Origin of the sequence: Kribbella sp. NBC_00709, assembly GCF_036226565.1 — a bacterium.
GTDB lineage: Bacteria > Actinomycetota > Actinomycetes > Propionibacteriales > Kribbellaceae > Kribbella.
Genome location: NZ_CP108996.1, coordinates 198,301 through 224,068 on the forward strand (window position 1 = coordinate 198,301; position 25,768 = coordinate 224,068).

A 25,768-nucleotide genomic window follows, 5' to 3' on the forward strand; every position below is an offset into this window, starting at 1 on the left:
AGGAGTGCAGGGAGCGAAGCGACCGGAGCGACGAGGGAAGGCCGGGAGCAACAGCCCGATGACCCGCCGCGCCGGAGGCGTGGCATCAATTCAGTCATGCCTTGTCCTTACCTTCCTCGGCTTTCCGGGCTTTGCGTAGGTCGTAGAGCTCCTTGGGTGGGGTCTCGCCGCGGAGTTCGCCGAGGGTCTCGGCGACCCGGGCCATGATCACCTCGGTTGCCTCGTGCAACAGCTGGTTGGTCAGCGGCTTGCCCTCGAACGCGCTCAGGTCGACCGGTGCACCGGCCCGCACCTGCAGGGTCTTGCGCGGCAGCAGCCGGATCCGGATCTTGCCGGTGTACGACTTGATGATGTCCTGGGCGCCCCAGTTCGCGACCGGGATCACCGGGCAGCCGGTCATCAACGCGATCCGGGCAGCGCCGGTCTTGCCGGTCATCGGCCACATCTCCGGGTCACGCGTGATGGTGCCCTCCGGGTACACGCCCACGCACTCACCGCGTTCGACCGCGGCGACCGCGTCCCGGAACGCGTCCGCGGCCTGCGTCGAATCGCGGTACACCGGGATCTGCCCGGCGCTGGTGATGATCTGGCCGACCACCGGCAGCTTGAACAGCGACGCCTTGCCCAGGAACCGCGGGATCCGCCGGCACTCCCAGATGAAATACCCGAGCAGCACCGGGTCGAAATGCGAGAGGTGGTTCGGCACGTAGATCACGCCGCCGGTGCGTGGCATGTTGTCCCGGCCGGTGAACCGGCACTTGGTGAACACGATCATGAACGGCTTGACGATCGCGACGATCAGGCCGAACCAGAAGCCCCGCGGCGGCCGCGGATCTTCCTGCCGGTTGTCCACTGGAGCCTCCTGCTGCTCGTTACTGCGATCCGTCATGGGAGAATCCTGCCTGATGGCAGACCTACAGGTCGCTCCCTGGACGCTGGCGATCCCGGTGAAGCGTACGGCGATCGCGAAGAGCCGGCTCGCTCCGGCCTACCCGCAGCACCGTCCCGAGCTGGCCCGTGCGTTCGCTGTCGACACTACTGTGGCCGCCCTGGCCTCTCCCCTGGTGCGGGCCGTCCTGGTCGTCACCGACGACCCGTTGGTCGCGGCCGACGTGACCGCGGCCGGCGCGTACGTCGTGCCGGATCTCCCGGCCGCCGGGCTCAACGAGGCCTTGCTGCATGGAGCCACTGTGGCGGCTGCCGAGTTCCCGGACAATGGTGTCGCCGCATTGTCCGCCGATCTTCCCGCGCTGCGCCCGGCCGAGCTCACCGCCGTGCTCACGGCCTGTACGGCGCCCCGCTCGTTCGTGGTCGACCAGCCCGGCACCGGTACGACGTTGCTCGCGGCGGCGCCCGGAGTGGCGCTGGATCCCCGCTTCGGCGTGGGTTCCGCCCTGGCCCACCAGGCGTCCGGAGCGATCCCGATCGAGCTGCCCGGGATCGAGTCGGTACGTCGTGATGTCGACACGGCCGCCGATCTGGCCCACGCCGTGCAACTCGGGGTAGGGCCGGCGACCGCGGACGTGATGTCGCTGGTGCTCGGTGCCGCGACCGGCACCGAGGGTCTAGCCTGCTGATATGCAAGCGACCGTGAGCCGCTACGACGGCGAGACGTTCTCCGGGGCTGTGCTGACCGACACCGGCGTCGAACTCCCGTTCACGGTGCATGCCGTCTCCGACACCCCGGTGCGTCATCTGCGGGTCGGCCAGCGAGTCCGGCTCGAGACCAGGGGATCCGGTGCTGATCTGACCATCACGAAGGTCGAGTTCGCCACCCGGCTCTAGTTGCCACCGACAACGGCGAAGGCCGGTCGACCCCTGGAGTGGGGTGACCGGCCTTCGCTGTGATGCGGGTGCCGCAGTGCGTGAAGATCAGCGAGCGGTACGCTTCGCCGCGGTCTTCTTGGCGGGGGCCTTCTTGGCCGGCGCCTTCTTCGCAACGGTCTTGGCCGGGGCCTTCTTCGCCGGGGCCTTCTTGGCAACGGTCTTCGCCGGCGCCTTCTTGGCAACCGTCTTGGCCGGGGCCTTCTTGGCGACCGTCTTCTTCGCGGCGGCGGTCTTGGTTGCGGCGGCCTTGGCCGGAGCAGCCTTCTTCGCCGGGGCAGCCGCCTTGGTGGCGGTCGCGGCCGGCTTCGGGGCCACCAGCTTCGGCAGCTTCTTCGCGCCGGAGACCACGGCCTTCAGCTCCGCACCAGCGCGGAACTTCGGCACCGTGGTCTTCTTGGCACGCTTGGTCTCACCGGTCCGCGGGTTGCGCACGATGCGCGCGCCACGCTCGATGGCCTCGAAGGCACCGAAACCGGTGATGGCGACCTTGCCACCCTTCTTGGTCAGCTCACGCTGGACGGTGTCGATCACCGACTCCAACGCGTGCTGGGCCTGGCGGCGGTTTCCGTCGAAGTGCACTGCGAGCGCTTCGACCAACTGGCTCTTGTTCACTGCTTCCCTCCGTGAACGTAGGCGTCGAGCACAGCGCTCGATCTCACAGGAACGTTATGGACTCAACACGCCGTTCACAAACACCAACGCGGCAATTCGCCCTTGTTTTGGGCGATTCGTGCCACAATTTGGCCCGATCCGGCCCCTGAGGGCCCTTTTCACGGAAGATTCACAGCCAACCGCGACGCTTGAAGATCTGGTGCAGACCTCCACACACCAAGGCCATCAGGCCGATCGCGAAGGGGTATCCGTACTGCCAGTGCAGCTCCGGCATCTTGTCGAAGTTCATCCCGTAGACGGTGCCGATCAGCGTCGGGGCGAACAGGATCGCCGCCCAGGCAGAGATCCGCTTCACCTCTTCGTTCTGCTCGCTGCTGGCGATCGCGAGGCTCTTCATCTCCTCGTTCTGCTGCTGGGCGACCAGCGTCGCGTTCACCGTCAGGATGTCGCGGAGCAGTTCACGGAATCCGTCGACCTTCTCCACCACCTCGGTAACGTGGTCGGCGACATCGCGCAGTGAACGTTGCAGTTCCTCGTCCACGCCGTACTTCTGGAAACCGCCGCGCAGTTGCTCGAGCATGCCGATCAACGGCCGGGTCGCGCGCTGGAACTCGATCACCTCGCGGGAGAGTTCGTAGATGCGCCGCGACACCTTCGGGTCGCCGCGGAACACCTCGGTCTCGATCTCGTCGATGTCGTTCTCGAGACCGGCGACCACCGGAGCGTAGCCGTCGACGACCTTGTCCATGATCGCGTAGAGCACCGCTTCGGCGCCCAGGCCGAGCAGCTCGGGGTCGCGCTCGACGCGGCGCCGGACCGCGGCCAGATTGGGTGCTTCGGCGTGCCGGACCGTCACCACGAAGTCCGGTCCGACGAACACGTGCACCTCACCGAACTCGACCTCCTCGGTCGCGTCCCGGTACCGCGCGGCCTTCAGTACGACGAACAACGTGTCGCCGTACCGCTCCAGCTTGGGCCGCTGATGGGCCTCGTTGGCGTCCTCGATGGCCAGCTCGTGCAGATCGAACTCCTGCGCCAGCGAGGCGAGCTCGCGGCGGTCCGGCCGGTACAGGCCGATCCAGGCCAGGCTGTGCGGGGCCTGGTGCAGCGCGCCGTACGTGCTGGCGAGCGAATCAGGAGAAGCGACCCGCCGGCCGTCGCAGTAGATCGCGCTGTCCACGACGCTGTGCCCCTTGGGCATCTGCGGATCGCGGGACTGCTTCTCGGCCGGCTCGATCGCGGCGGCGGAGACGGCTGCAGCGTGCTTGCGCGCGGCGGCACGCAGTGACGGGGTGCGGCTGAACGCACGGATCGTGCGAAGGCGCAGGTCGGACATGAGTCCTCCAGGTGCGGTGGATCAGGTGAGTGATGAACGCACGTCTGCCCGACCCGCAACTACTGGAGACTCTGCTATTGCTAGAAGAAGAAGGCCCCCGACGGTCGAGCGAGACCGGTATGTCTGGAGGGTTCGCTGCCGTTGTTCATGAGCGCCCCACCTCCTTGGTCTCGCAAGCCTTGTTCTTTACAACCCGGCAAGGGTAACACCAGAGTTATCGCCACCGACCGCCAAGACGTTACGGCGGCGATAACTCCGGTGGGAGTTTCAGGCCTTCGCAGGCAGCGTTGCCGGCTTGAACGACGGCCGGGTTGCTTCGTACGCAGCGATGTCGGCCTCGCGCGACAGCGTGATGCCGACGTCGTCGAGACCGTTCAGCAACCGGTAGCGCGTGTAGTCGTCGATCTCGAAGGGTGCGGACACGTCGCCGGCCGAGATCGTCTTGTTCTCCAGGTCGACCGTCACCTTGGTGCCCGGGTCGGTCTCGATCGCGGTCCACAGCTGCTCGACCACGTCCTGCTCCACCAGGGCCGCGAGCAGCCCGGCCTTGCCCGAGTTGCCGCGGAAGATGTCGCCGAACCGCGACGACACGACCACGCGGAACCCGTAGTCGAGCAACGCCCAGACCGCGTGCTCACGCGACGATCCGGTGCCGAAGTCGGGTCCGGCGACGAGCACCGACACGCCGTCGTACTCGGGCTGGTTGAGGACGAACGAAGGATCGTTGCGCCAGGCAGCGAACAGCCCGTCCTCGAAACCGGTCCGGGTGACCCGCTTCAGGTACACGGCCGGGATGATCTGGTCGGTGTCGACGTTGCTGCGGCGCAGCGGCGCCGCCGTACCGATGTGCTGGGTGAAGGCTTCCATGATTGCGTTGCTCCTCAGACGTTCGCAGGTACGGCGACGGGCGGCAGGTCGGCCGGAGCGGCCAGGGTCCCGGTGACAGCGGTCGCCGCGGCGACCAGCGGCGACACCAGGTGGGTGCGACCGCCCTTGCCCTGGCGGCCTTCGAAGTTCCGGTTGGAGGTGGAGGCGCTGCGCTCGCCCGGGGCCAGCTGGTCCGGGTTCATGCCCAGGCACATCGAGCATCCGGCGCCACGCCACTCGGCGCCGGCGTCCTTGAAGATCGCGTCCAGCCCCTCGGCCTCGGCCTGCAGCCGGACCCGGCCCGAACCCGGGACCACGAGCATCCGGGTGCCCTCGGCAACCTTCCGTCCGGCCAGCACGCCGGCCGCGGCCCGCAGGTCCTCGATCCGCCCGTTGGTGCACGAGCCCAGGAACACCGTGTCCACGTGGATCTCGCGCATCGGCGTACCGGCGGTCAGACCCATGTACTCCAGGGCGCGCTCGGCGGCGACCTTGTCGTTCGCGTTCGCGAAGTCGTCCGGGGACGGGACGGACTCCGACAACGGGATGCCCTGGCCCGGGTTCGTGCCCCAGGTGACGAACGGCGCGATGTCCTCGGCCCGCAGCACGACCTCGCGGTCGAACGTCGCGTCCTCGTCGGTGGCCAGGCTCTTCCAGTACTCGACCGCTGCTTCCCAGTCGACGCCCTGCGGCGCGTGCGGCTTGTCCTGCAGGTACGCGAACGTGGTCTCGTCCGGCGCGATCATGCCGGCCTTGGCGCCCCACTCGATCGACATGTTGCAGATCGTCATCCGGGCTTCCATGCTCAGCGCGCGGATCGCTTCGCCGCGGTACTCGACGATGTAGCCCTGGCCGCCACCGGTGCCGACCTGCGCGATCAGCGCCAGCACCAGGTCCTTGGCCGAGACGCCGTCCGGCAGTACGCCGTCGACCGTGACGGCCATCGTCTTCGGCCGGGCCTGCATCAGCGTCTGCGTGGCCAGCACGTGCTCGACCTCGCTCGTACCGATGCCGAAGGCAATCGCTCCGAACGCGCCGTGCGTCGAGGTGTGGCTGTCACCGCAGACCACGGTCATGCCGGGCTGGGTCAGTCCGAGCTGCGGGCCGATCACGTGCACGACGCCCTGGTCCGGGTCGCCGAGGGTGTGGATCCGGATGCCGAACTCCTCGGCGTTCTTCCGCAGCGTGTCCACCTGCGTCCGTGACACCGGGTCGGCGATCGGCTTGTCCACGTCGAACGTCGGGACGTTGTGGTCCTCGGTCGCGATGGTCAGATCGGGACGGCGGACCGGGCGGTTCGCCAGCCGGAGGCCGTCGAAGGCCTGCGGACTGGTCACCTCGTGAACCAGATGGAGGTCGATGTAGAGAAGGTCGGGTTCTCCGTCGGCATGGCGCACGACATGCGCGTCCCAGACCTTTTCCGACAACGTCCTACCCATCAGACTCTCCTTCGAGGATTGTGGTGAGGTGCTATCGCTCACACTGCGCTTCACGTCAGTGGAGAAGCGACTTGCGTTCCACGATTCGAGACGGCAGTATCGTCCCATGGACAACTCTAGCGGAGTCGGCGTTCTCGACAAAGCAGCCCTCGTTCTGTCCGCCCTGGAGTCCGGGCCGGCGACCCTGGCCGGTCTGGTGGCGGCCACGGGTCTGGCGCGTCCGACCGCCCACCGGCTGGCAGTCGCGCTCGAGCACCACCGCCTGGTCGGCCGCGACATGCAGGGACGGTTCGTGCTCGGTCCGCGACTCAGCGAGTTGGCCTCCGCCGCCGGCGAGGACCGGCTGCTCGCGACCGCCGGCCCCGTGCTGGCGCGGCTGCGGGACATCACCGGTGAGTCGGCGCAGCTGTTCCGCCGCCAGGGTGAGTACCGGGTCTGCGTCGCTGCCGCCGAGCGTCCGTCCGGCCTGCGCGACACCGTGCCGGTCGGCAGTCAGTTGACCATGGCCGCGGGCTCCGCGGCGCAAATACTGCTTGCCTGGGAGGACCCGGAGCGGATGCACCGCGGCCTCCACAACGCCTCGTTCAACGCGGCCGCGCTGGCCGGCGTCCGGCGCCGCGGCTGGGCCCACTCGGTCGGCGAACGGGAGCAGGGCGTCGCGTCCGTCTCGGCCCCGGTCCGCTCCCCCAGCGGCAAGGTGATCGCCGCGGTTTCGGTCTCCGGCCCGATCGAACGCCTGTCCCGCCAGCCCGGCCGGATGCACGCCCCGGCCGTGATGGCCGCCGCCGAGCGACTCTCCGAAGCTCTGCGGCGCGCCTCCGAGTAGGTAGTTGTCACACAGCGCCACCAGGATCACCATGAGGTAAATAGCCCTCAAGGAGGTCCGACATGGAGCGGGACTGGCTGACTCTCGGCTGGAAGATGCTGCTGGTGCGGGGCGTGATCGCCGTCATTTTCGGCGTCCTCGCGATCGCGTGGCCGATCCACACGGCGATCGCCCTGGCCCTGTTGTGGGGCTTCTGGGCCCTCACCGACGGCATCGGCTCGATCGTCCAGGCGTTCCAGCCCGAGTCGAAGGGCAGCCGGCTGTGGCTGGTCGTCCTCGGAGTGATCGCCCTGGTCGCGGCGTTCTTCGCGATCACCAGCCCGGGGATGACGGCGACGACGCTGACCTGGATCCTCGGGATCTGGCTGATCATCCGCGGCATCTTCGAGCTGGTGGGTGCGTTCAGCAGTCAGCAGGTGATGCCGCGCTGGCTCCTGGTGCTGAACGGGCTGCTCTCACTCCTGATCGGCGTCCTGTTCGCCGCCAAGCCGGGTGCGGGCGCGGTCAGCATCGCCGTCGTACTGGGCGTCACGGCGCTGATCTGGGGCGTGGTCCTGATCGGGGTCGGGTTCTCGGTGCGACGGAGCCTGACCGGCCCGGCTCAGGCCAGCCCTTCGCCGGCCTGACAACCGCAGGACGCGCTGGGGATCAGCGCGTAGTCGAGGACGTGCCGCGCGGCCTGGGTGCTGGAGCGATCCAGCAACAGTTCGACCGCGCGGCGTGCGGTCTCCTCGATCGGCTGCCGGACGCTGGCCAGCGGCGGGATCGTCACCGTGCACTCACTGGTGCCGTCGAACCCCATCACCGCAACGTCTTCCGGCACCCGCAGCCCGGCCTCCCAGGCCGCGAACAGCACGCCGAACGCCTGCTCGTCGGTCGAGCAGTAGATCGCCCGCGGCGGCCGCTTCTGCTTGAACCACGGCTGTACGGCGTCCCGCGCGGCGAACCGCGACACCGGGCTGGCGACGTACCGCGCCGACGCCCGCGAGTGCTTGTCCAGCGCCCGCTCGATCCCGCTGCGATGTTCCGACGTACCGGGTGAGTCTTCCGGGCCGGTGACGACGCCGAGGGTGCGGTAGCCGTGCGACAACAGGTGATCCGTCGACGCTTCGGCGGCCGCGACGTAGTCGATGGACAGCGTCGACACCGTCACGCCGTCGGGCACGGGGTGCAGGGCGACGACCGGTACGCCGGCCGCTGCGAACCGCTGGATCGCCGGCTCCACCAGCAACGAGACGAGTACGACGCCGTCGACCTTGCGCTCGATGAACGACCCGATGTGCGCCGACTCCTGCTCCGGATCGCCGGCCGAGTCACCGATCAGCAGCAGGTGATCGTGCTGCCGGGCGAAGTTCTCCAGGTGCTCGGCGAGCGTGGCGAAGTACGGGTTACGGATCTGCGGGATCAGCAGGCCGAGCGAGTACGTGCGCCCCGCGCTCAGCGCACGGGCAAGGATGTTGGGCCGGTAGTCCAGCTCCGCCGCCGCCTCCAGCACGCGTCGGCGCGTCTCCGCCGACACCGGCCGGGGACCGTTGTTGAAGACATAGCTGACGACCGCGGTGGACGTGCCGGCGCGCTCGGCGACATCACGCGCGGTCGCCATCGATCTCCCCATGAGGTGCAGGGTATGCCTGCCCCGCAGCCACGATCCGGGTCGTGATCTCCTCGGCCACCTGCTCGGCGTCGACCTCGGTGACGACCCGCACCGAGCCGGCCGGGTCCGGTGCGAACGTACTGCGCCCCGCGCCGTCGCCACCGACCTCGATCGTCACCCGCCCGGCCTCGGAGAACCTGAACAACTCCGGCCGGCTGAGCGCGAGAACGGCGACCGGGTCATGCGGCACGTTCCAGGTCTCGCTCCAGTACGCCCACCACTGCTCGATGTCCGCACCGAGCGCCGCACCCAACGGCCCCGCAGCCCGGATCCGCTCCAGGCGCGACGCTTCGATCGTCACCTGCTGCGTGATCTCCAGCCCGGTGATCGTCGTCGGAATGCCCGCGGTCAGCACGACCTGCGCAGCGACGTCGTCGGACTTGAAGTTGTGCTCCGACTTCTCGTCGCCGAACGAGCCGCCCATCACCCACAGATGCCGGATCCACCCGGCCGCCTGCGGCTCGAGCCGCAAAGCCTGCGCCACGTTGGTCAGCGGTCCGATCGCGGCGACGTCGAGCTCACCAGGTTGCTCGCGTAGCCGTGCCACCAGTCGCTGCGGCGCGCTGTCCGCACTGACGGTCTCCCGCTCCAGGTCGTCGTGCAGCGTGCCCTCGTGTCCGGCCCACCAGACCTTGCGTCCCGACAGCGGCTCCACCACACCTGGTACGACGACCAGGTCGCGGCCCGCGAGCGCGGCGTACCGGCGCGCGAGCTGAGCGCGCAGCCGGGTGTCGCCGTACACCGTGTGGACCTCGACCAGGTCGAGGTCCGGGCTGCCCATCAGCTGGGCCAGCGCCATGGCGTCGTCGACGTCGGAGCCGATATCGGTGTCGAGGATGAGCTGGTGCATGGTCTCCCTATTTCAGGCCCGTGCTGGACACGGACTGGACGAAGCACCGCTGGAAGCCGGCGATGACCACCAGCGGGATGACGGTGAGTACGACGGCGCCCGCGAACACGAGACCGTAGTCGGTGAAGTTCTGACCTTGCAGGTTCGACAGGGCCACCGGGCCGAGGATGTGCTTGGCGTCGGTGCCGATCAGCAGCGGCCAGACGTACGACTGCCACTGGAAGAGGAACAGCATCAGGCCGGCGCCGATCAGCGCGGGCCGGGACAGCGGCAGGTAGATCCAGCGGAAGACGCCGAACCAGCCCAGCCCGTCCAGCCGGCCCGCCTCGACCAGTTCGGCCGGGATGCCGAGGAAGAACTGCCGGAGCAGGAAGATCGCCATCCCGTTGCCGATGCCCGGCAGGATCAGGCCGGTGAAGGTGTTGGTCAGGTGCCAGTCGCGGAACATCGTCGACAGCGGGATCGCGATCGCGTCGAACGGCACCAGGAAGCTGAGTACGACGATGCCGAACACCAGCCCGCGACCGCGGTACTCGAAGGCGGCCAGCCCGAACGCCGCCGACGCGCAGACCGCGAGACCGAGGACGACGGTGGCCGCGCTGACCAGGATCGAGTTGAGCGTCGCACGGCCGACGTCGCTGCCGATCAGGGCCGAGTAGTTGTGCAACGTCGGCTTCAGCTCGAAGAACGTCTGCCACGACAACGTCAGATGTGCGAACGTCTCCGAGCCTGGCCGCAGCGAATTGGTCAGCACCCACAGCAACGGCAGGAAGAACAGGATGCCGATGACTCCGCCGAGCGCTGACAAGCTGAGTCGCTTCACTGGTCACCTCGCAGCAGCCGGAACTGCCCGGCCACGATCGCGAGCGTCAGCGCGACCAGGATGACGACCTCGGCCTGCGCGACGTGGATGTCGCCGATCGCGTACGCGCGGCTGTACACGTCGTACATCAAGAGGTTGCTGTTGCCGTTCGGACCGCCCTTGGTGAGGATCTGGACCGGCGCGAACACGAGCAGGTTGGAGACGGTGTCGGCGACCAGTACGAACGCCAGCGGCCGGCGTACCAGCGGGAGGATCACCGACACCATCCGGCGCCACGCGCCCGCACCGTCGAGCAGTGCGGCTTCGCGGACCTCCACCGGGACCTCTTGGATGCCCGCGATCAGGAAGAGCATCCAGTACCCGACGCCGATCCAGGACAGCAGGACGATCAGCGACGGCAGCACCTGGCCGGACGACGTCAGGAACGGCTGCGCGGGCAGGCCGAGCCGCTCGAGCACGCCGTTCGCAAGGCCGTCCGGCCGGTAGATGACGCTCCAGATCACTGCCGACACCGCAGGCGGGGTGGCTATCGGCAGGATGACAAGGGTGCGCCAGAGCTTCGATCCGACTGCTCGCTGGGTGAAGAGCACCGCCAGCAGGAACGAGACGACCACCTGGATCGGGTTCACCAGGACGGTGAAGAGCAGCGTCACGCCGACCGACTGCCGGAAGTCCTTGTTCGACAGGAGGTCCGTGTAGTTGCCCAGCCCGGCGAACACCCGCCCGCCACGCAACAGACTCTCGGTGTAGAAGCTCTCGATCACTGCGGAGATCGCCGGGACGATCCGCAGTACCGCGAGACACACCAGCGCCGGTGCCAGGAAGGCGAGGGCGATCAGCCCTTGCCTCTGTTTCATTTGATGGACTTCCAGGCGTCGGTCAGCTGGCGGGTCGCCTCCTGCAGCCGCGTGTCGGGGTTGGTGCCGTTGCGGATGTCGGCGAACGTCTTGCCCATGACTTCCTCGAACTGGATGTACCCGACACTCACCGGCCGCGACACCGCCGTGTGCTCACTCTCGTACGTCGTGATCGCGGCGGCGCCGGCAGTCTTGGCACCGGAGAAGGCGTCCATCGTCGGGGTGTACTGCTTCTGCGCCTCGACGTTGGCCGGGATGATCGTCGTCGTACTCGTGGTGGCCAGGTTGCCGGCCGGATCGAGCGTCGCGAACTCGAGGAACTTGCGGGCCATCGCCTGCTGTTTCGACGCCGGGTTGATGCCGAGCGACCACGACCCGGTCGGCGTGACCGGCTTGCCGCCCTGGAAGTACGGCAGCGGTGCGACGCCCCAGTCGATCTTGGAGCTGCCGAAGATCTTCAGGTCCCACGGACCGCCGACGAAGAACGCCACGTCGCCGGCTGCGAACACCGGTCCGGTCTGGAAGCCGCCGATGCCGCGCGGGGACAGTCCGCTCGCGAACGTCGCGCCGTACCACTGCATGGCCTTCTTCCAGCCGTCGGTCTCGACCGCCGGGGTGAGCGCGTCGTCGCCTTCGATCCCGGAGCCGCCGCCGAGCGACTCGGCCAGCGGCTGCAGCTGGTAGTACGCCTCCGGCTGCTCCATGAACAGGCCGTACTTCGTGCCGCCCGACTGCATCGCCTTGCGGCCGGCGGCCTCGACCTGCTCCCAGGTCCAGCGCTGCTGCGGGTCCGCGGTCGGCGGCGTCACCTTCGCCTTCGCGAGCGCGGTCTTGTTGTAGAAGAGGAACTGGGTCGAGTTCCACATCGGCAACGACCACAGCTTGTCGCGGAAGTGGTTGGTCTTGTACGCCGCGGCGCTGAAGCCCGTCTTCACCTGTCCGTCGAGGTCGCTCAGGTCGACGAGGAAACCCTTGGCGGCCAGCTGCGAGACCCGCGGCTCGTCGACGGTGTAGACGTCGACGCCGGTGTCCTTCGCGCTCAGCCGCTGCTGCATGGTCGCGTTGAACTGGTCGAACGGGATCTGGGTGTAGGCGACCTTGATGCCCGGGTTCTTCGCCTCGAAGGCCTTGATGACGGGCTGGTAGGTCTCGGCGTTGTCGGTGCCGGTGAACGTGATGGTCCCGGTCGCCGGACCGGAGTCGGCCGCGGCCGGGGCACCCGACGAGGCGGACGAGCCGCCGCAGCCGGCGACGAGCAGTGCGGCCGCGACGACGGCGGCGGGAACGGCGAAGAGGTTCCGCTGCACGGCGATCCCCTTTCAGCATCCAGAGGTGGTCTAACCGCTTAGACTCTAAGCGGTTAGACCTGCAGGTGTCCAGCACCTTCGACGAGGCCGGCCGGGAATGCACGAAGGCCCCCGTCCGCGAGGACGGGGGCCTTGTTCTCTGGTAGCCCCGACGGGATTCGAACCCGCGCTACCGCCTTGAGAGGGCGGCGTGCTAGGCCGCTACACAACGGGGCCAGAGTGTTGTCGGCCGAGCCTCTCGGCTCGGGCAACGAGGTTGAACTCTACCGATTCTCACCGGTGCGGTCCAATCCGCTGGGGTACTAGGACTCGAACCTAGACTAACTGAACCAGAATCAGACGGGCTGCCAATTACCCCATACCCCAAAGGCATTTCACCGTAGCTGGGAGGTTGTTTCCGCCCTCACCAACCCGGCTCGGAGAGCTTACCCGAGGCAGGGACCGGACAGCAAAACGGCCCCCACCGGCGGGTTGTCACTCCCGTCACACCAGACTCTTGCTGGTGTCCGCGGTCAGGCCGAGCCGGCGCGCGATCACCAGCGCGATCGCGCCGAAGGCCACGAACTTCACCACGTCGACCGTCACCAGCGACCACGGCGCGTCCTTCACGCCAAGACTCGCACCGACGGTGTTGGTCAGTGCCGCGAAGATGAACGTCACCACGTTGTTGGCCGCGTGCGCCGAGATCGACGCCTCCAGACCACCCGTTCGTACGACGAGGACCGCCGCGACCAGACCGAACGCGAGCCGGTCCACGAACAGGGCCGGGCTCTGCCACGGCCAGATCCCGTGGGCGGCCGTGAACAGCAGCGACGTCACCACGACCACGATCGCCGTACTGCGAACCAGCGCGCCCATCGCCTGCAGCAGGTACCCGCGGAAGTAGTACTCCTCCCCCGCGGCCTGGAACGTCGACGTGAGCAGTGTGACCGCGATGACGGCGATCGCGTCCGGCGCGGCGCCACCGCCGTGCCGCTCACCGGTGGCGAGCTGGATCCCACCGAACTGGATCACCGCGAGCATGATCAGCTCGAGCACGAGGGCGGCGCCACCGAACCACAGCATCGGCCGCCACCGCAGCCGGCCGGCGACCGACGACAGCAGCCCGGGCGCCTGCCGGTTGAGCTTGCGTGCGATCAGCATGCTGAGCGGGATCAGCACGATCAGCGACAGGTTCGTGGCCAGCAGGCCGAGCCAGGAGATCGTCCCGTCGGGATCCTTCCGGATCGCCTGCTGGGTGCCGATGATGATCAGGCTGGCGAACATCCAGCCGACCAGGATCGTCAGCGCACCGAGGACGACGTACCCGTTCGGGGCATCGGGATTGCGCAGCAGCCGCTGGTACGGCGTACCGGGAGTCGGTGCTGTCATGACGCGCTACGGCGGGCCTGCTCGAGCCGGTGCAGGGACTTCTCCCGGCCGAGCAGCTCCAGCGATTCGAACAACGGCGGCGAGATCCGGCGGCCGGAGATCGCCACCCGGACCGGGCCGAACGCGTTCTTCGGCTTCAGCCCGAGGCCGTCGATCAGCGACGCCCGCAGCGCCGCCTCGATCGCCTCGGTCGTCCACTCGGCGCCGGCGAGCGCCGTGGCGGAGGCATCCAGGACAGCGCCCGCGTCACCGGTCAGCACCTTCGCGGCGGCATCCGGGTCGATCGAGAACGCGTCCTCGTCGACGAACAGGAACCCGAGCATCTCGACCGACTCGGACAACGAGTTCATCCGCTCCTGCACGAGCGGCACGGCGGCCCGCAGTACCGCGAGCTGATCCGCGGACGGCTCGACCGGAAGGACCCCGGCCTTGGCCAGGAACGGAACCATCCGCTGCGCGAAGTCGTCCGGCGTCAGCATCCGCATGTGCGCGGCGTTGATCGCTTCGCACTTCTTCGGGTCGAACCGCGCGGCGTTGGAGTTCACCTTGCGGACGTCGAAGGCCTTGACCATCTCGTCCATGGTGAACACGTCGCGGTCGTCGGCGATCGACCAGCCGAGCAGGGCCAGGTAGTTCAGCAGGCCCTCGGGCAGGAAGCCGCGCTCCATGTACTCGCCGAGGCCGGAGCCCGGGTCGCGTTTGGACAGCTTCTTGTTGCCCTCGCCCATCACGAACGGCAGGTGCCCGAACCGCGGCGTACGGCCGCTGCCGACACCGATCTCGGCCAGCGCCTCGTACAGCGCGATCTGGCGCGGTGTCGACGGGAGCAGATCCTCGCCGCGGAGCACGTGGCTGATCTCCATCAGCGCGTCGTCGACCGGATTCACCAGCGGGTAGAGCGGGTAGCCGTTCGCGCGGACCAGGACGTAGTCGCCCAGGTTCTCCGGGAGGAAGGTGATCTCGCCGCGGACCAGGTCGTCGAACACGATCGGGCGGTCGGGCATCCGCAGCCGCACCACGGGCCGGCGGCCTTCCTCGACGTACGCCTGGACCTGCTCGGGGTCGAGGTTGCGGCAGTGGCCGTCGTACCCGCTGTGCCGGCCGGAGGTACGCGCGGCCTCGCGGCGCTGGTCGAGCTCCTCCTGCGAGCAGTAGCAGTGGTACGCCTTGCCCGCGGCGAGCAGCTTGGCGACGATGTCGGCGTACAGCTCCATCCGCTCGGACTGCAGGTACGGCCCGTAGTCGCCGCCGGCCTCGGGGCCTTCGTCCCAGGTGAGGCCGAGCCAGCGCATCGAGTCGTAGGTGTACTGGTAGCCCTCTTCGGTGTTGCGTGCGGTGTCGGTGTCCTCGATCCGGAGCACCAGCTTGCCGCCGTAGTGCCGGGCGAAGGCCCAGTTGAACAGTGCGCTCCGGATGTTGCCGAGGGTCAGCAGGCCGGTCGGGGACGGTGGGAAGCGCACCCGCACCTCGCTCGGCTCGAGGTCCCACAGCACGGCGTCAGTCACGCACGATCACCTTGTTCGTCAGAGTTCCGAGTCCCTCGACGGTGACCGAGACCTCGTCACCGGGCAGCATCGGGCCGACCCCGGCCGGGGTGCCGGTGAGCACCACGTCGCCGGGCAGCAGCGTCGTGAAGGAGGTGATGTAAGCCAGCACCTCCGGGATGTCGAAGATGAACTGCGACGTCCGCCCGTCCTGCTTGAGCTCGCCGTTCAGTTCGGTGCTGACCCGCAGGTCGGACGCGTCGAGCTCGGTGCTGATCCACGGGCCGAGCGGGCAGAACGTGTCGTACCCCTTGGCCCGGGCCCATTGCCCGTCGGTCTTCTGCAGGTCGCGCGCGGTCACGTCGTTGGCGATCGTGTAGCCGAAGATCACCTCGTTGACCCGCTCCTTGGGCAGGTCGCGGCAGATCCGGCCGATCACGATCGCGAGCTCGCCCTCGAAGTGCAGGTCGTGCGTCTGCTCCGGGTAGACGATGCCGTCGCGCGGGCCGATCACACTCGTGTTCGGCTTCAGGAAGATCATCGGCTGTTCCGGTACGTCGTTGCCGAGCTCCTGGGCGTGCGCCGCGTAGTTGCGGCCGACGCAGACCACCTTGCTGCGCGGGATCACCGGCGCGAGCAGCCGGACGTCGGCGAGCTGCAACCGCTCGCCGGTGAACTGGACCGGCCGGTAGAGCGGGTCCGAGTCGAGCACGTTGACGGTCCCGGCGAGCCCTTCGGGGTCGTCGGTCTCGACGACGCCGTACTTCGGTTCGTCGTCCACGGAGAATCTGGCGATACGCACGGGCCGAGCCTACCGGGGCGGCGGGATGAGACAGTGATGTGGTGACTTTCGAGATCCGCCTGGCTGTTCCTCCGGAGTACGACGCGGTCGGCGAGCTGACCGTGGAGGCGTACTCGCACGACGGTTTCGTCCGTGGTCAGTACGCGATGACGTTGCGGGCCGCCGCCGACCGCGCCGCGAAGGCAGAGCTGTGGGTCGCCGCTGACGCAACCGGCCTGCTCGGGACCGCCACCTACTGCCCCGTCGACTCGGTCTACCGGGAGATCGGGCTCGCCGACGAGGGCGAGTTCCGGATGCTCGGCGTGGCCGGACGGGCCCGTGGCCTCGGCGTCGGTACCGCGCTGACGCAGCGCTGCATCGAGCGCTCCCGCGAGCAAGGCCTTCGCCGCGTCGTCCTCAGCAGCGCCACGTACATGACCGCGGCCCATCGCATCTACGAGCGCCTCGGCTTCACCCGCCTCCCGGAACGCGACTGGGCCCCGATCCCCGGCGTCGATCTGTTCGCGTTCTCGATGGACCTATGACCGTCACGCTCTCCCGTGCCGAGTGGTCGTCGTCCGCCGATGACCACGCCGGTCGCGTCGACGTTCTGTTGTCCGGTCACCTCGAGCGGCGTCAGCGCCGTGAGGCCCACCCTGTCGAGGATTTCCTCTTCACCTATTACTCCACGCGTCCGAACCAGCTCCGCATCTGGCACCCCGGTCCGGGCGTCCGGCTGCTCGACGCGGCGTCGTACGGCGATCGCCGCGGGTACGTCGTGGTCGACGGGACTGCATCGCTGGACCCTGCCGAGATCATGCGCCGTGCGGACAACATCGCATGGATCCGCCGGCTCCTCGCGTCGACGCTGGATCGGCAACCGCAGTTCGGGTGTTTCGGTCTGCACGAGTGGGCGATGGTCTACCGGAGTCCCGACGTACGGCACGCTTCCTGGCCGCTCCGTCTAGGTGCCGAGGGCACCGATCAGGTCGTCGAGTCGCACAAGATCGCCTGCTCGCATTTCGACGCCTTCCGCTTCTTCACCACACCCGCCAGGCCGTTGAACGTCCTCCGGCCCACCCGCGATTCGCAGCCGGCGCTGGAGCAAGGCGGCTGCCTGCACGCGAACATGGACCTCTACAAATGGGCGTCCAAGCTGATGCCCTTCACCCCGAGCTCGCTGCTCCTTGACTGCTTCGAGCTCGCCCGCGACATCCGCACCCTGGACATGCGGGCGTCGCCGTACGACCTCGCTCCGCTCGGGTACTCCCCCGTCCGGATCGAGACACCCGAAGGCAAAGCCGAGTACACCGCGGCCCAACGGTCCTTCGCCGACCGCGCCCGGCCCCTCCGCCGCCAACTCGTGACCCTTTGCGACGCACTCCTCGGCTAACCTCGCGGTATGGGAAAGTTCGTCGCCACCGCCATTGCCGCACTCCTGATCGCGATCGGCGCCGTCTGGACCCTCCAGGGCCTCGGCTATCTCAAAGGCAGCTCGATGACCGGCAGCACGGTCTGGGCCACCGTCGGCCCCATCGTCGCCGCCTTCGGCGTAGCCCTCATCTTCGTAGCCTTCCGCGGCCCCAAGAAACGCTGACGCTCAGGGTTTGGTCGCCTTCAGGGCGAAGAGGAGCGGGATGCGCGGAGCGTTGTCCGGGAGGCGCCACCAGCCTTCGGGGGTTTGCTGCATGGACGACCAGCGGGGCCATGGGAGTACCTCGGACTCGCGCAGGGTGGTGAGGTGGAAGCCTGTGGTGGCGAGGGCGGTGGTGAGTTCGCCGAGGCCGTGGCGCCATTCGTAGCTGGTTTGACGTCCGGGTACTTCGTCGCCGGTGTAGGTGACGGTGGAGTCGCGGGCGATGGGGCCGCGGCCTTCGAGGTAGTCGGCGCGGAGAACCAGGTCGTCGGATTCGCCGGGGAGGGAGACCTCCCGGAGGGCGTTCAGCAGCGGGTGGAACTCGACGATGTAGAGGACGCCGCCGGGCTTCAGCAGGTCGCGGACGACCTCGGCCCATTCCTGCAGATCAGGTAGGTAGCAGAGCGCGCCCTTGCCGGTGTAGATGATGTCGAACTGCCGGCCCTGGACCGCATCGACCGCGTCATACACGTTCGCGTGCACGTAGTCGATCTCGACGCCCGCCTCGGCCGCGATGTCGCGGGCGGCCGCCAGCGAGGTCGCCGAGAGGTCGAGCCCGCTGGTCCGCGCACCCCGGCGCGCGAACGCGATCGTCTCGGTGCCCAGATGGCACTGCAGATGCAGTACGTCGCGGCCGTCCAGCGGCCCGAGATCCTCCCATTCGTAGTCGGCGAACCAGAACTCCGCGGGCCGGTCGTAGAAGTCGCTCGCCGCGTGCAGCGGCGCCCGGGCGTCCCAGTCCGCCTCGTTGGCGGCCACCATCTCCTGCGTCTGCGCGTCCAGAGTCACAAGCAGCAGTTTGCCCACAACCGGGTCCACAGACGGCACGCTCCCATCCACAAGCCTTGTTCAAGGTTTGTGGATAAGGTTGAATAAGGGTATGGCACGGGTGGAGTTACATCGATGGCCCGGGCACCCCGACGGGTTCACGCGCGCAGAGCGGCTGGGCGGGTCGTACGAGCTGTACTTCCCCGATCCGCTGGTCGGGCGCGAGTTCGACCTGAGTGACGACGTACTCGCGGTGCTCGAGGACGCCGCGGGTGATCTGGCGCGACTGGACGCGACGGCCGCCGTGCTGACGAACAGCGAGGCGCTCGCGCGGCTCCTGCTGCGGGCCGAGGCGGTCGGGTCGTCGCACATCGAAGGGCTCGTCGTCGGGGCGCGACGGTTGCTGAAGGCCGACGTACTGCGGGCGACCACGCGGGACGTCACGGCCGAGGAGGTGCTCGGCGCGGTCGACGCGATGACCTGGGTGACCGAGTCCGTGCAGGCCGGCGACAAGCTCGAGGTCGACCATCTGCTCGAGGCGCATCGCCGGCTGATGGCGCAGTCGCCGCACGCGGAGTACGCCGGCGAGATCCGCTACCTGCAGAACTGGATCGGCGGCCGCTCCCCCGCCGAGGCGTACTACGTCCCGCCGCCGGCGCAACTGATCCCGGAGCTGCTCGCGGACCTGGTCACCTTCATCCGCGAGTCGCGACTGCCCGTGCTCGCGAAGACCGCGATCGCGCACGCGCAGTTCGAGACCATCCACCCCTTTGCCGATGGCAACGGCCGGACCGGGCGGGCGCTGATCCACCTGATCCTGCGGGCCGAAGGCCTGGTCACCCGCACCGTGCCACCGGTCTCGCTCTCGCTGGCCACGCACGCGACGGAGTACGTCGACAGCCTGACCGCCTTCCGGTACGTCGGACGCGCGACGACCGCGAAGGCACGCGCCGCCGCGAACCCGTGGCTGCGGATGTTCGCGCTGGCCTGCACGCACGCGACCGCGGAGGCGGCCCGCTTCGAACAGGCCGCGGTCGACCTCAAGGCCGCGTGGCGGGAACGCGCGGCGCCGGTCCGCGCCGGCTCCGCGACCGAGCTGCTGATCGACGCGCTGCCGGCCGCTCCCGTGCTGACCCTCGCCGCCGCGGCGCAACTCATCGACCGCTCGCAGCAGGCCGCCAACCAAGGTCTCGCCCGCCTGGTCGAGGCGCGCATCCTGCGCGAACTCACCGACGGCCGGCGCAACCGGGTCTACGAGGCGCCCGAGCTCATCGACGCCTTCACCCTGCTGGAACGCCGCTTCGCCAGCCCGGCCGCCGACACCCGGATCGAGGCGCCTAGCAGACCCGTCCCACCGAGACCAGAACCGACACACCAGTGAATTGACTTTCCTCTCTCCGGCGAGCAAGAATTCGAACATATGTTCGATCGTACAGGGGAGACGTGATGTCGGAGGCGTTCGACTGGGACATCCTGCACCGGCCGTCGGCGATGGCCATGGTGCGCGGCCAGCTCGGCTTCAGCTGGATGGTGCTGTCCGGCCGGCTCGCGCAATTGACCGACGAGCAGTACTTCTGGCGACCGAGCAGCGAGGCGCTCACGGTCGTCCGGCGGCACTACGCCGGCCACTTCCGATCACTCGGGACCGGTGAGTGGGTCGCGCAGTGGCCGGACGAGCCCGATCATCGCGGCCCGCGCACGATCGCCTGGCTGATCGCACACCTGACCGAGACGTTCTTCGAGCGCTGGGAGTGGACGTTCGGCGCGAGCCAGCAGGGCCGCGCCGACATCACGCTGCACGGCAACGCGCGCGACGCGGTCGCCTGGCTGACCTACTGGGTCGAGGCCTGGCGCGACGCGATCGCGGACCTGGACGAGGACGAGGTGATGACGGTCGGCCTCAGCCAGGCCAACGAGCTGGACGCCGGCGAGCCGTTCGGTCATGTCGTCCTGCGGCTGAATCGCGAGCTGATCCACCACGGCTCGGAGATCATGACGCTCCAGGATCTCTACGCGGTCGCCGCCTAGGACCACAAGATGTGCGACACGCGGCGTGGCGCTACCGCAAGATCTAGCTCGCCCCGCCTAGCATCACTACTGCTGGTGGTTCGGAGTGGCTTGCACCACAAGATATGGGGCACTCCGAGGCAACAGGGGAATCCGGTGCAAATCCGGAACTGCCCCGCAACGGTGAGCGGACGTCACGCCGAAAGGTGTCCGCGAGTCCGGATACCTGCCACCGGCGCGTGCACCGCCGGTGCATGCGGTCCGAGACCTCGCGGGTGGGTCGCAGGGCGTGACGACAGTGTTCCCGGCCGGTGCTGCCGGTCTCGTCGTGCGCCTGCCCGCGTCGTCCCAGGCTTCCGAACTCTCGTGGAGAGCACACCTGTGACCCTTGCTTCCTCAACGGCTGCATCCCCGTCCGTGGCGACGGACCAGCCGATCGAGCTCACCGTCGTCCGCCGCGACGGCAGCAGCACTCCCTTCGATGCCACCAAGATCTCCGTCGCCGTGACCAAGGCGTTCCTCGCGGTCGAGGGCGCCGACGCCGGCGCCACCCACCGGGTCCGCGACCTGGTGACCGACCTGACCGGCCGGGTCGTGGGCGCCCTGACCAGCCGCGGCGACTCACGCCGCAGCGTGCAGGTCGAGGACATCCAGGACCAGGTCGAGCTGGCGCTGATGCGCGCCGGCGAGCACCAGGTCGCCCGCGCCTACGTCCTGTACCGCGAGGAGCGGACCAAGGCCCGCACCCCTGCCGACGCGGCCGGCGTCACCGAGAAGCCGGCGCTGACCGTCCGCGCCGCCGACGGCACCCGGTCCCCGCTCGACGTGGACCGGCTGCGCGTGATCGTCGCGGAGGCGGCGTCCGGACTCGACGCGGTCGACCCCGAACTGATTCTGAACGAGACGCTCGGCGCCTGCTACGACGGCATCGCGCAGCACGAGGTCGAGTTGGCGCTGGTGATGGCCGCGCGTGGCTTCGTCGAGACCGAGCCGCAGTACAGCTTCGCCGCGTCCCGGCTGCTGCTGGACCAGATCCGGCGCGAGGCGCTGGGCCGCGTCCACGGCGAGCCGCGGCAGGCCAGCCAGGCCGAGATGGCCGAGGCCTACAAGGCCTACTTCCCGCAGTACATCCGGGTCGGGATCGAGGCCGGTCAGCTCGACCCCGAGCTCGGCACGTTCGACCTCGAGCGGCTCGCGGCTGCGATCACGCCCGAGGCCGACCTGGACTTCACCTTCCTCAGCCTGCAGACGCTGTACGACCGGTATCTCCTGCACATCGACAAGGTTCGGTACGAGCTGCCGCAGGCGTTCTTCCTCCGGGTCGCGATGGGCATGGCGCTGCGCGAGGACGACCGCGAGGCGCGGGCGATCCAGTTCTACGAGCTGCTCAGCTCGTTCCGCTTCATGTCGTCGACGCCGACGCTGTTCAACTCCGGCACGACCCGGCCGCAGCTGTCGTCCTGCTTCCTCACCACCGTCGAGGACGACCTGGCCGGCATCTTCAGCGGCATCCGCAACAACGCGCTGCTCGCGAAGTACTCCGGCGGTCTCGGCAACGACTGGACACCGGTCCGCGGCATCGGCGCCAAGATCCGCGGCACCAACGGCGAGTCGCAGGGCGTCGTGCCGTTCCTGAAGGTCGCCAACGACACCGCCGTAGCCGTGAATCAGGGAGGAAGACGGAAGGGCGCGGTCTGCGCGTACCTCGAGGCGTGGCACATCGACGTCGAGGAGTTCCTCGATCTCCGGAAGAACACCGGGGACGAGCGCCGTCGCACCCACGACATGAACACGGCGAACTGGGTGCCCGACCTGTTCCTGCAGCGGGTCGAGGCCGGGGGCGAGTGGACGTTGTTCTCGCCGAACGAGGTGCCCGATCTGCACGACCTGTACGGGACGGCGTTCGCCGAGGCGTACGCCGGATACGAGGCCGCCGCCGATCGCGGCGAGATCCGGGTCTTCAAGCGGGTCAAGGCTGTCGACCTGTGGCGGCGGATGCTGACCGTGCTGTTCGAGACCGGGCACCCGTGGATCACCTTCAAGGACGCCTGCAATCTGCGGTCGCCGCAGCAGCACGACGGCGTCGTCCACTCGTCGAATCTGTGCACCGAGATCACCCTCAACACCACCGTCGAGGAGACCGCGGTCTGCAACCTGGGCTCGGTCAACCTGGTCGCCCATCTCACCGCGGACGGTCTCGACGCCGACCTGCTCCGGGACACGGTGAAGACCGCGGTCCGGATGCTCGACAACGTCATCGACGTGAACTTCTACACCACCCCGGAGTCGGAGCGGGCGAACCAGCGCCATCGCCCGGTCGGCCTCGGCCTGATGGGCTTCGCGGACGCCCTGTTCGCACTGCGCATCCCGTACTCGTCCGACGCCGCGGTCGAGTTCGCGGACAGTTCGATGGAGCAGATCAGCTACCACGCGATCGAGGCGTCCAGCGATCTCGCCGCCGAGCGCGGCCGCTACTCGACGTACGACGGATCGCTGTGGAGCCTGGGGATCCTGCCGATCGACTCGCTCGACCTGCTGAAGACGGCCCGCGGCGGCGACGTGATCGTGGACGAGAGCACCACACTGGACTGGGAATCGCTGCGGCAGAAGGTGCTCCGCGACGGCATGCGGAACTCCAACGTGATGGCGATCGCGCCGACCGCGACGATCTCCAACATCTGCGGCGTGAGCCAGTCGATCGAGCCGACGTACAGCAACCTGTTCGTGAAGTCGAACATGTCCGGCGAGTTCACCGTCGCCAACCCGTACCTGGTCGCCGACCTGAAGGCGCGCGGGCTGTGGGACCAGGTGATGGTGTCCGACCTGAAGTACCACGACGGTGTCCTCGCGGGCATCGAGCGGATCCCGGCCGACGTGCGGGAGCTGTACGCGACGGCGTTCGAGATCGACCCGCAGTGGCTGGTCAAGGCTGCGTCGCGCCGGCAGAAGTGGATCGACCAGGCGCAGTCGCTGAACCTGTACATGTCGAAGCCGTCGGGCCGCGCGCTGGACGAGCTGTACCGGTCGGCCTGGCGCTCTGGCCTCAAGACGACTTATTACCTGCGTTCCCAGTCGGCAACTCATGTGGAGAAGTCCACGCTGAAGGGCACCGACGGCCGGCTCAACGCCGTACCGGTGTCTGTCCCGGTGCCTGCTGATCTCCCTCTTCCCGAGCCCACCGGAGCCGTCTGCTCCATCGACGACCCTGACTGCGAGGCCTGCCAGTGACCACCGGACTGAGCGAAATCAGCGTCGGCGCCTCCCGGGTGCAGGTCGCCGACAAGGCGATGATCAACTCGCGGGCGGACGTCAACCAGCTGCTGCCGTTGAAGTACACCTGGGCCTGGGAGAAATACCTTGCCGGGTGCAACAACCACTGGATGCCGACCGAGGTCTCCATGCAGGCCGACATCTCGCTGTGGAAATCCAAGGACGGCCTGACCGAGGACGAGCGGCTGATGCTCAAGCGCAACCTCGGGTTCTTCGCCACCGCGGAGTCCCTGGTCGCGAACAACATCGTGCTCGCCGTGTACCGCCAGCTCAGCAACCCCGAGTGCCGGCAGTACCTGCTGCGCCAGGCGTTCGAGGAGGCCGTGCACACGCACACGTTCCAGTACATCTGCACGTCGCTCGGACTCGACGAGGGCGAGCTGTTCAACATGTACCGCGAGGTGCCGTCGATCTCCGACAAGGACGCCTGGGCGCTGAAGTACACCCAGCACCTGGAGGACCCGGATTTCCGCACCGGTACGCCGGAGACCGACACCGCGTTCCTGCGCGACCTGATCGCGTTCTACGTGGTGTTCGAGGGGATGTGGTTCTACACCGGGTTCGCGCAGATCCTCTCGCTCGGCCGGCGGAACAAGATGGTCGGCATCGCCGAGCAGTACCAGTACATCCTGCGCGACGAGTCGATCCACCTGAACTTCGGCATCGACTGCATCAACCAGATCAAGCAGGAGAACCCGCACCTGTGGACGACCGCGTTCCAGGCCGAGGTCCGGCAGATGCTGACCGAGGCGTGCGAGCTGGAGGTCGCCTACGGCCGGTCCACGATGCCGAACGGCATGCTCGGCCTGACGTCGGAGCTGTGCGAGCAGTACATGCACTTCATCACCGACCGGCGGGCAGAACAGATTGGTCTCGATCCGATCTTCGGTGAAACGCGGAACCCCTTCGGCTGGATGTCAGAGGTGATGGACCTGAAGAAGGAGAAGAACTTCTTCGAGACCCGGGTGATCGAGTACCAGTCCTCCAGCGGACTGAGCTGGGACTGACCTGGGACTGACCGGGGACTGAGCTGACACCGGCAAGGGACCGGCACAGACCGGAAGGCCCGCGGCGCAACTCGCCGCCCCGCGGGCCTTCCGCCCAGTCAGCCGCCCACTCAGGCGCCGACTCAGCCGGCTGCCGGCGGGCCGTACTTGCGGATGAAGTCGAGCGCCGTGCCGGCGATCTCCTCCCACCCGTGGTCGATCACCAGCGAGTGCCCCCGGCCCGGAATTTCGACGAACTCGGTGACGCCGTCGTTCTTGCTGTGCTGCTTGTACGCCGCGTGCGTGATCGCATGCGGGACCGTGTGGTCCTTCTCCCCCGAGACGAGCAGGATCGGCCCACGGCCGGCCGCCTTGTACTCGACCTTGGTCTCGCTGAACGGGTTCAGGTTCGCGACCGCGGCCTGGAAGATCGGCACCCCGGACGCCGCTACGTGGAACTCGTCGTACAACTGGCGCGCCTCGTCCTCGTCGAGGTTGTTCGCCCAGCCGTACTTGAACTCGTCGAACGTCAGCGTGACCGCACGCCGGGCGTTGGCCGGGTTCCCCAGCACCGGCGAGCCCGACTTCAACGCCGACGCCGGCAACGGCAGTACGCCGCGTCCCGGCGCCGGATCGATCGCCACGGTGACGGCCGACGCACCCTCCCCCGCGATCTTCTGCGCGATCAGACCACCGAACGAATGCCCGACGACGGCCGGTGTGCGATCCAGGCCGCCGATCGCTTCGAGGTAGTGGTCGGTCACTGCCTGCACCATCTTGTGCGCGAATACCTCGGGGTGTTCACGCGCCTCCGCCACCGTCTCCGGATCGTCCGGCCACCCTGGCGCGATCGTGCTGTAGCCGTTCTTCTCGAACAGCCGCCGCCAGCGGTCCCAACTGCTGGACAGCAGCCACAGGCCGTGGATGAACACCACGGGTTCCTTGCCGGACGTGTTGGCCTGCTCGATCTCCGACTGTTCGCGATCAGTCAGCGACATGGTCCCTCCCCAAACTCGGATGCTCGCGATGCTAGTCGCGCGACACCGTCGGCAACCAGCGATCGCGGA

Annotated in this window: 26 protein-coding genes, 2 tRNA genes and 1 riboswitch; of the genes, 11 read left to right on the forward strand and 17 right to left on the reverse strand. The window is 68.2% G+C overall.

Features of this window, described 5'->3' with window-relative positions:
• Positions 1-94: 94 nt before the first annotated feature.
• Entirely contained in the window at positions 95-889 is a 795-nt protein-coding gene (locus OHA18_RS01005) for a lysophospholipid acyltransferase family protein (RefSeq protein ID WP_329001518.1), read from the reverse strand.
• 16 nt (positions 890-905) lie between these two features.
• Between OHA18_RS01005 and cofC the strand changes: the two genes are divergently transcribed.
• Positions 906-1,577, forward strand: coding sequence for a 2-phospho-L-lactate guanylyltransferase (gene cofC, locus OHA18_RS01010; RefSeq protein ID WP_329001520.1), 672 nt, complete (start codon positions 906-908; stop codon positions 1,575-1,577).
• Between the two features lies 1 nt (position 1,578).
• Positions 1,579-1,785, forward strand: a complete 207-nt coding sequence (locus tag OHA18_RS01015; protein WP_329001521.1) for a hypothetical protein — start codon at positions 1,579-1,581, stop codon at positions 1,783-1,785.
• Positions 1,786-1,872: 87 nt separating this feature from the next.
• On the opposite strand, the gene OHA18_RS01020 is transcribed toward OHA18_RS01015, so the two are convergent.
• The 4 genes from OHA18_RS01020 to leuC form a co-directional block, all read right to left on the reverse strand.
• Complete coding sequence (locus OHA18_RS01020; protein WP_137259297.1) at positions 1,873-2,439, reverse strand: HU family DNA-binding protein; 567 nt, start codon at positions 2,437-2,439, stop codon at positions 1,873-1,875.
• Positions 2,440-2,608: 169 nt separating this feature from the next.
• Complete coding sequence (gene corA / locus OHA18_RS01025; RefSeq protein WP_329001522.1) at positions 2,609-3,775, reverse strand: magnesium/cobalt transporter CorA; 1,167 nt, start codon at positions 3,773-3,775, stop codon at positions 2,609-2,611.
• Between the two features lie 267 nt (positions 3,776-4,042).
• A complete protein-coding gene (leuD, locus tag OHA18_RS01030; protein WP_329001523.1) occupies positions 4,043-4,642 on the reverse strand; it encodes a 3-isopropylmalate dehydratase small subunit in 600 nt (199 codons plus the stop codon).
• A 14-nt stretch (positions 4,643-4,656) separates the two neighbouring features.
• On the reverse strand, positions 4,657-6,081 hold the full coding sequence (leuC, locus tag OHA18_RS01035) for a 3-isopropylmalate dehydratase large subunit (RefSeq protein ID WP_329001524.1): 1,425 nt from the start codon (positions 6,079-6,081) through the stop codon (positions 4,657-4,659).
• Between the two features lie 106 nt (positions 6,082-6,187).
• On the opposite strand from leuC, the gene OHA18_RS01040 reads away from it, so the two are divergent.
• Both OHA18_RS01040 and OHA18_RS01045 read left to right on the forward strand, forming a co-directional pair.
• Positions 6,188-6,907 carry an IclR family transcriptional regulator gene (locus tag OHA18_RS01040; RefSeq protein WP_130387568.1) on the forward strand — a complete coding sequence of 240 codons (720 nt, stop codon included), beginning with the start codon at positions 6,188-6,190 and terminating at the stop codon, positions 6,905-6,907.
• Positions 6,908-6,969: 62 nt separating this feature from the next.
• Positions 6,970-7,533, forward strand: a complete 564-nt coding sequence (locus OHA18_RS01045; protein WP_329001527.1) for an HdeD family acid-resistance protein — start codon at positions 6,970-6,972, stop codon at positions 7,531-7,533.
• On the opposite strand, the gene OHA18_RS01050 is transcribed toward OHA18_RS01045, so the two are convergent.
• The 10 genes from OHA18_RS01050 to OHA18_RS01095 all read right to left on the reverse strand — a co-directional run bounded on the left by OHA18_RS01050 (position 7,509) and on the right by OHA18_RS01095 (position 16,055).
• Positions 7,509-8,522 carry a LacI family DNA-binding transcriptional regulator gene (locus OHA18_RS01050; protein ID WP_329001528.1) on the reverse strand — a complete coding sequence of 338 codons (1,014 nt, stop codon included), beginning with the start codon at positions 8,520-8,522 and terminating at the stop codon, positions 7,509-7,511. The two genes, OHA18_RS01045 and OHA18_RS01050, sit on opposite strands and share 25 nt — an antisense overlap.
• Positions 8,494-9,411 carry a nucleoside hydrolase gene (locus OHA18_RS01055; RefSeq protein WP_329001529.1) on the reverse strand — a complete coding sequence of 306 codons (918 nt, stop codon included), beginning with the start codon at positions 9,409-9,411 and terminating at the stop codon, positions 8,494-8,496. The genes OHA18_RS01050 and OHA18_RS01055 overlap by 29 nt, the downstream gene beginning before the upstream one ends.
• Before the next feature lie 7 nt (positions 9,412-9,418).
• Positions 9,419-10,234 carry a carbohydrate ABC transporter permease gene (locus OHA18_RS01060; RefSeq protein WP_329001530.1) on the reverse strand — a complete coding sequence of 272 codons (816 nt, stop codon included), beginning with the start codon at positions 10,232-10,234 and terminating at the stop codon, positions 9,419-9,421.
• Entirely contained in the window at positions 10,231-11,091 is an 861-nt protein-coding gene (locus OHA18_RS01065) for a carbohydrate ABC transporter permease (protein ID WP_329001531.1), read from the reverse strand. Before OHA18_RS01065 ends, OHA18_RS01060 begins: the two co-directional genes overlap by 4 nt.
• Positions 11,088-12,398 carry an ABC transporter substrate-binding protein gene (locus OHA18_RS01070; RefSeq protein ID WP_329001532.1) on the reverse strand — a complete coding sequence of 437 codons (1,311 nt, stop codon included), beginning with the start codon at positions 12,396-12,398 and terminating at the stop codon, positions 11,088-11,090. Before OHA18_RS01070 ends, OHA18_RS01065 begins: the two co-directional genes overlap by 4 nt.
• 140 nt (positions 12,399-12,538) lie before the next feature.
• A tRNA-Glu gene (locus tag OHA18_RS01075) sits at positions 12,539-12,614 on the reverse strand.
• Between the two features lie 78 nt (positions 12,615-12,692).
• Positions 12,693-12,764, reverse strand: a tRNA-Gln gene (locus tag OHA18_RS01080).
• Between the two features lie 117 nt (positions 12,765-12,881).
• Positions 12,882-13,769 carry a CPBP family intramembrane glutamic endopeptidase gene (locus OHA18_RS01085; RefSeq protein WP_329001533.1) on the reverse strand — a complete coding sequence of 296 codons (888 nt, stop codon included), beginning with the start codon at positions 13,767-13,769 and terminating at the stop codon, positions 12,882-12,884.
• On the reverse strand, positions 13,766-15,274 hold the full coding sequence (gene gltX, locus OHA18_RS01090; protein ID WP_329001535.1) for a glutamate--tRNA ligase: 1,509 nt from the start codon (positions 15,272-15,274) through the stop codon (positions 13,766-13,768). Before gltX ends, OHA18_RS01085 begins: the two co-directional genes overlap by 4 nt.
• Positions 15,267-16,055 carry a fumarylacetoacetate hydrolase family protein gene (locus OHA18_RS01095; RefSeq protein WP_329001536.1) on the reverse strand — a complete coding sequence of 263 codons (789 nt, stop codon included), beginning with the start codon at positions 16,053-16,055 and terminating at the stop codon, positions 15,267-15,269. The genes gltX and OHA18_RS01095 overlap by 8 nt, the downstream gene beginning before the upstream one ends.
• Before the next feature lie 41 nt (positions 16,056-16,096).
• Here OHA18_RS01095 and OHA18_RS01100 point away from each other — a divergent pair, with 41 nt between their 5' ends.
• Genes OHA18_RS01100 through OHA18_RS01110 form a run of 3 tightly spaced genes read left to right on the forward strand, consistent with a single transcriptional unit; the run spans position 16,097 to position 17,631 of the window.
• Entirely contained in the window at positions 16,097-16,579 is a 483-nt protein-coding gene (locus OHA18_RS01100) for a GNAT family N-acetyltransferase (protein ID WP_329001537.1), read from the forward strand.
• A complete protein-coding gene (locus OHA18_RS01105) occupies positions 16,576-17,427 on the forward strand; it encodes a 3-methyladenine DNA glycosylase (RefSeq protein WP_329001538.1) in 852 nt (283 codons plus the stop codon). The genes OHA18_RS01100 and OHA18_RS01105 overlap by 4 nt, the downstream gene beginning before the upstream one ends.
• 9 nt (positions 17,428-17,436) lie before the next feature.
• Entirely contained in the window at positions 17,437-17,631 is a 195-nt protein-coding gene (locus OHA18_RS01110; RefSeq protein ID WP_329001539.1) for a hypothetical protein, read from the forward strand.
• A gap of 3 nt (positions 17,632-17,634) precedes the next feature.
• On the opposite strand, the gene OHA18_RS01115 is transcribed toward OHA18_RS01110, so the two are convergent.
• The gene (locus OHA18_RS01115) at positions 17,635-18,489 is read right to left on the reverse strand and encodes a class I SAM-dependent methyltransferase (protein ID WP_329001540.1); all 855 of its coding nucleotides are present in this window, start codon (positions 18,487-18,489) and stop codon (positions 17,635-17,637) included.
• Positions 18,490-18,550: 61 nt separating this feature from the next.
• On the opposite strand from OHA18_RS01115, the gene OHA18_RS01120 reads away from it, so the two are divergent.
• The 4 genes from OHA18_RS01120 (at position 18,551) to OHA18_RS01135 (ending at position 24,722) form a co-directional block, all read left to right on the forward strand.
• Positions 18,551-19,819, forward strand: a complete 1,269-nt coding sequence (locus OHA18_RS01120; protein ID WP_329001541.1) for a Fic family protein — start codon at positions 18,551-18,553, stop codon at positions 19,817-19,819.
• Between the two features lie 65 nt (positions 19,820-19,884).
• Positions 19,885-20,466 carry a DinB family protein gene (locus OHA18_RS01125; protein WP_329001542.1) on the forward strand — a complete coding sequence of 194 codons (582 nt, stop codon included), beginning with the start codon at positions 19,885-19,887 and terminating at the stop codon, positions 20,464-20,466.
• Positions 20,467-20,525: 59 nt separating this feature from the next.
• Positions 20,526-20,693, forward strand: a riboswitch (cobalamin riboswitch).
• Between the two features lie 169 nt (positions 20,694-20,862).
• Complete coding sequence (locus tag OHA18_RS01130) at positions 20,863-23,673, forward strand: ribonucleoside-diphosphate reductase subunit alpha (RefSeq protein ID WP_329001543.1); 2,811 nt, start codon at positions 20,863-20,865, stop codon at positions 23,671-23,673.
• On the forward strand, positions 23,670-24,722 hold the full coding sequence (locus OHA18_RS01135; RefSeq protein ID WP_329001544.1) for a ribonucleotide-diphosphate reductase subunit beta: 1,053 nt from the start codon (positions 23,670-23,672) through the stop codon (positions 24,720-24,722). Before OHA18_RS01130 ends, OHA18_RS01135 begins: the two co-directional genes overlap by 4 nt.
• Positions 24,723-24,844: 122 nt before the next feature.
• Here OHA18_RS01135 and OHA18_RS01140 read toward each other — a convergent pair whose 3' ends face one another.
• Positions 24,845-25,699: an alpha/beta hydrolase gene (locus OHA18_RS01140; protein ID WP_329001546.1), complete on the reverse strand. Its 855-nt coding sequence runs from the start codon at positions 25,697-25,699 to the stop codon at positions 24,845-24,847.
• Positions 25,700-25,768 lie beyond the last annotated feature (69 nt).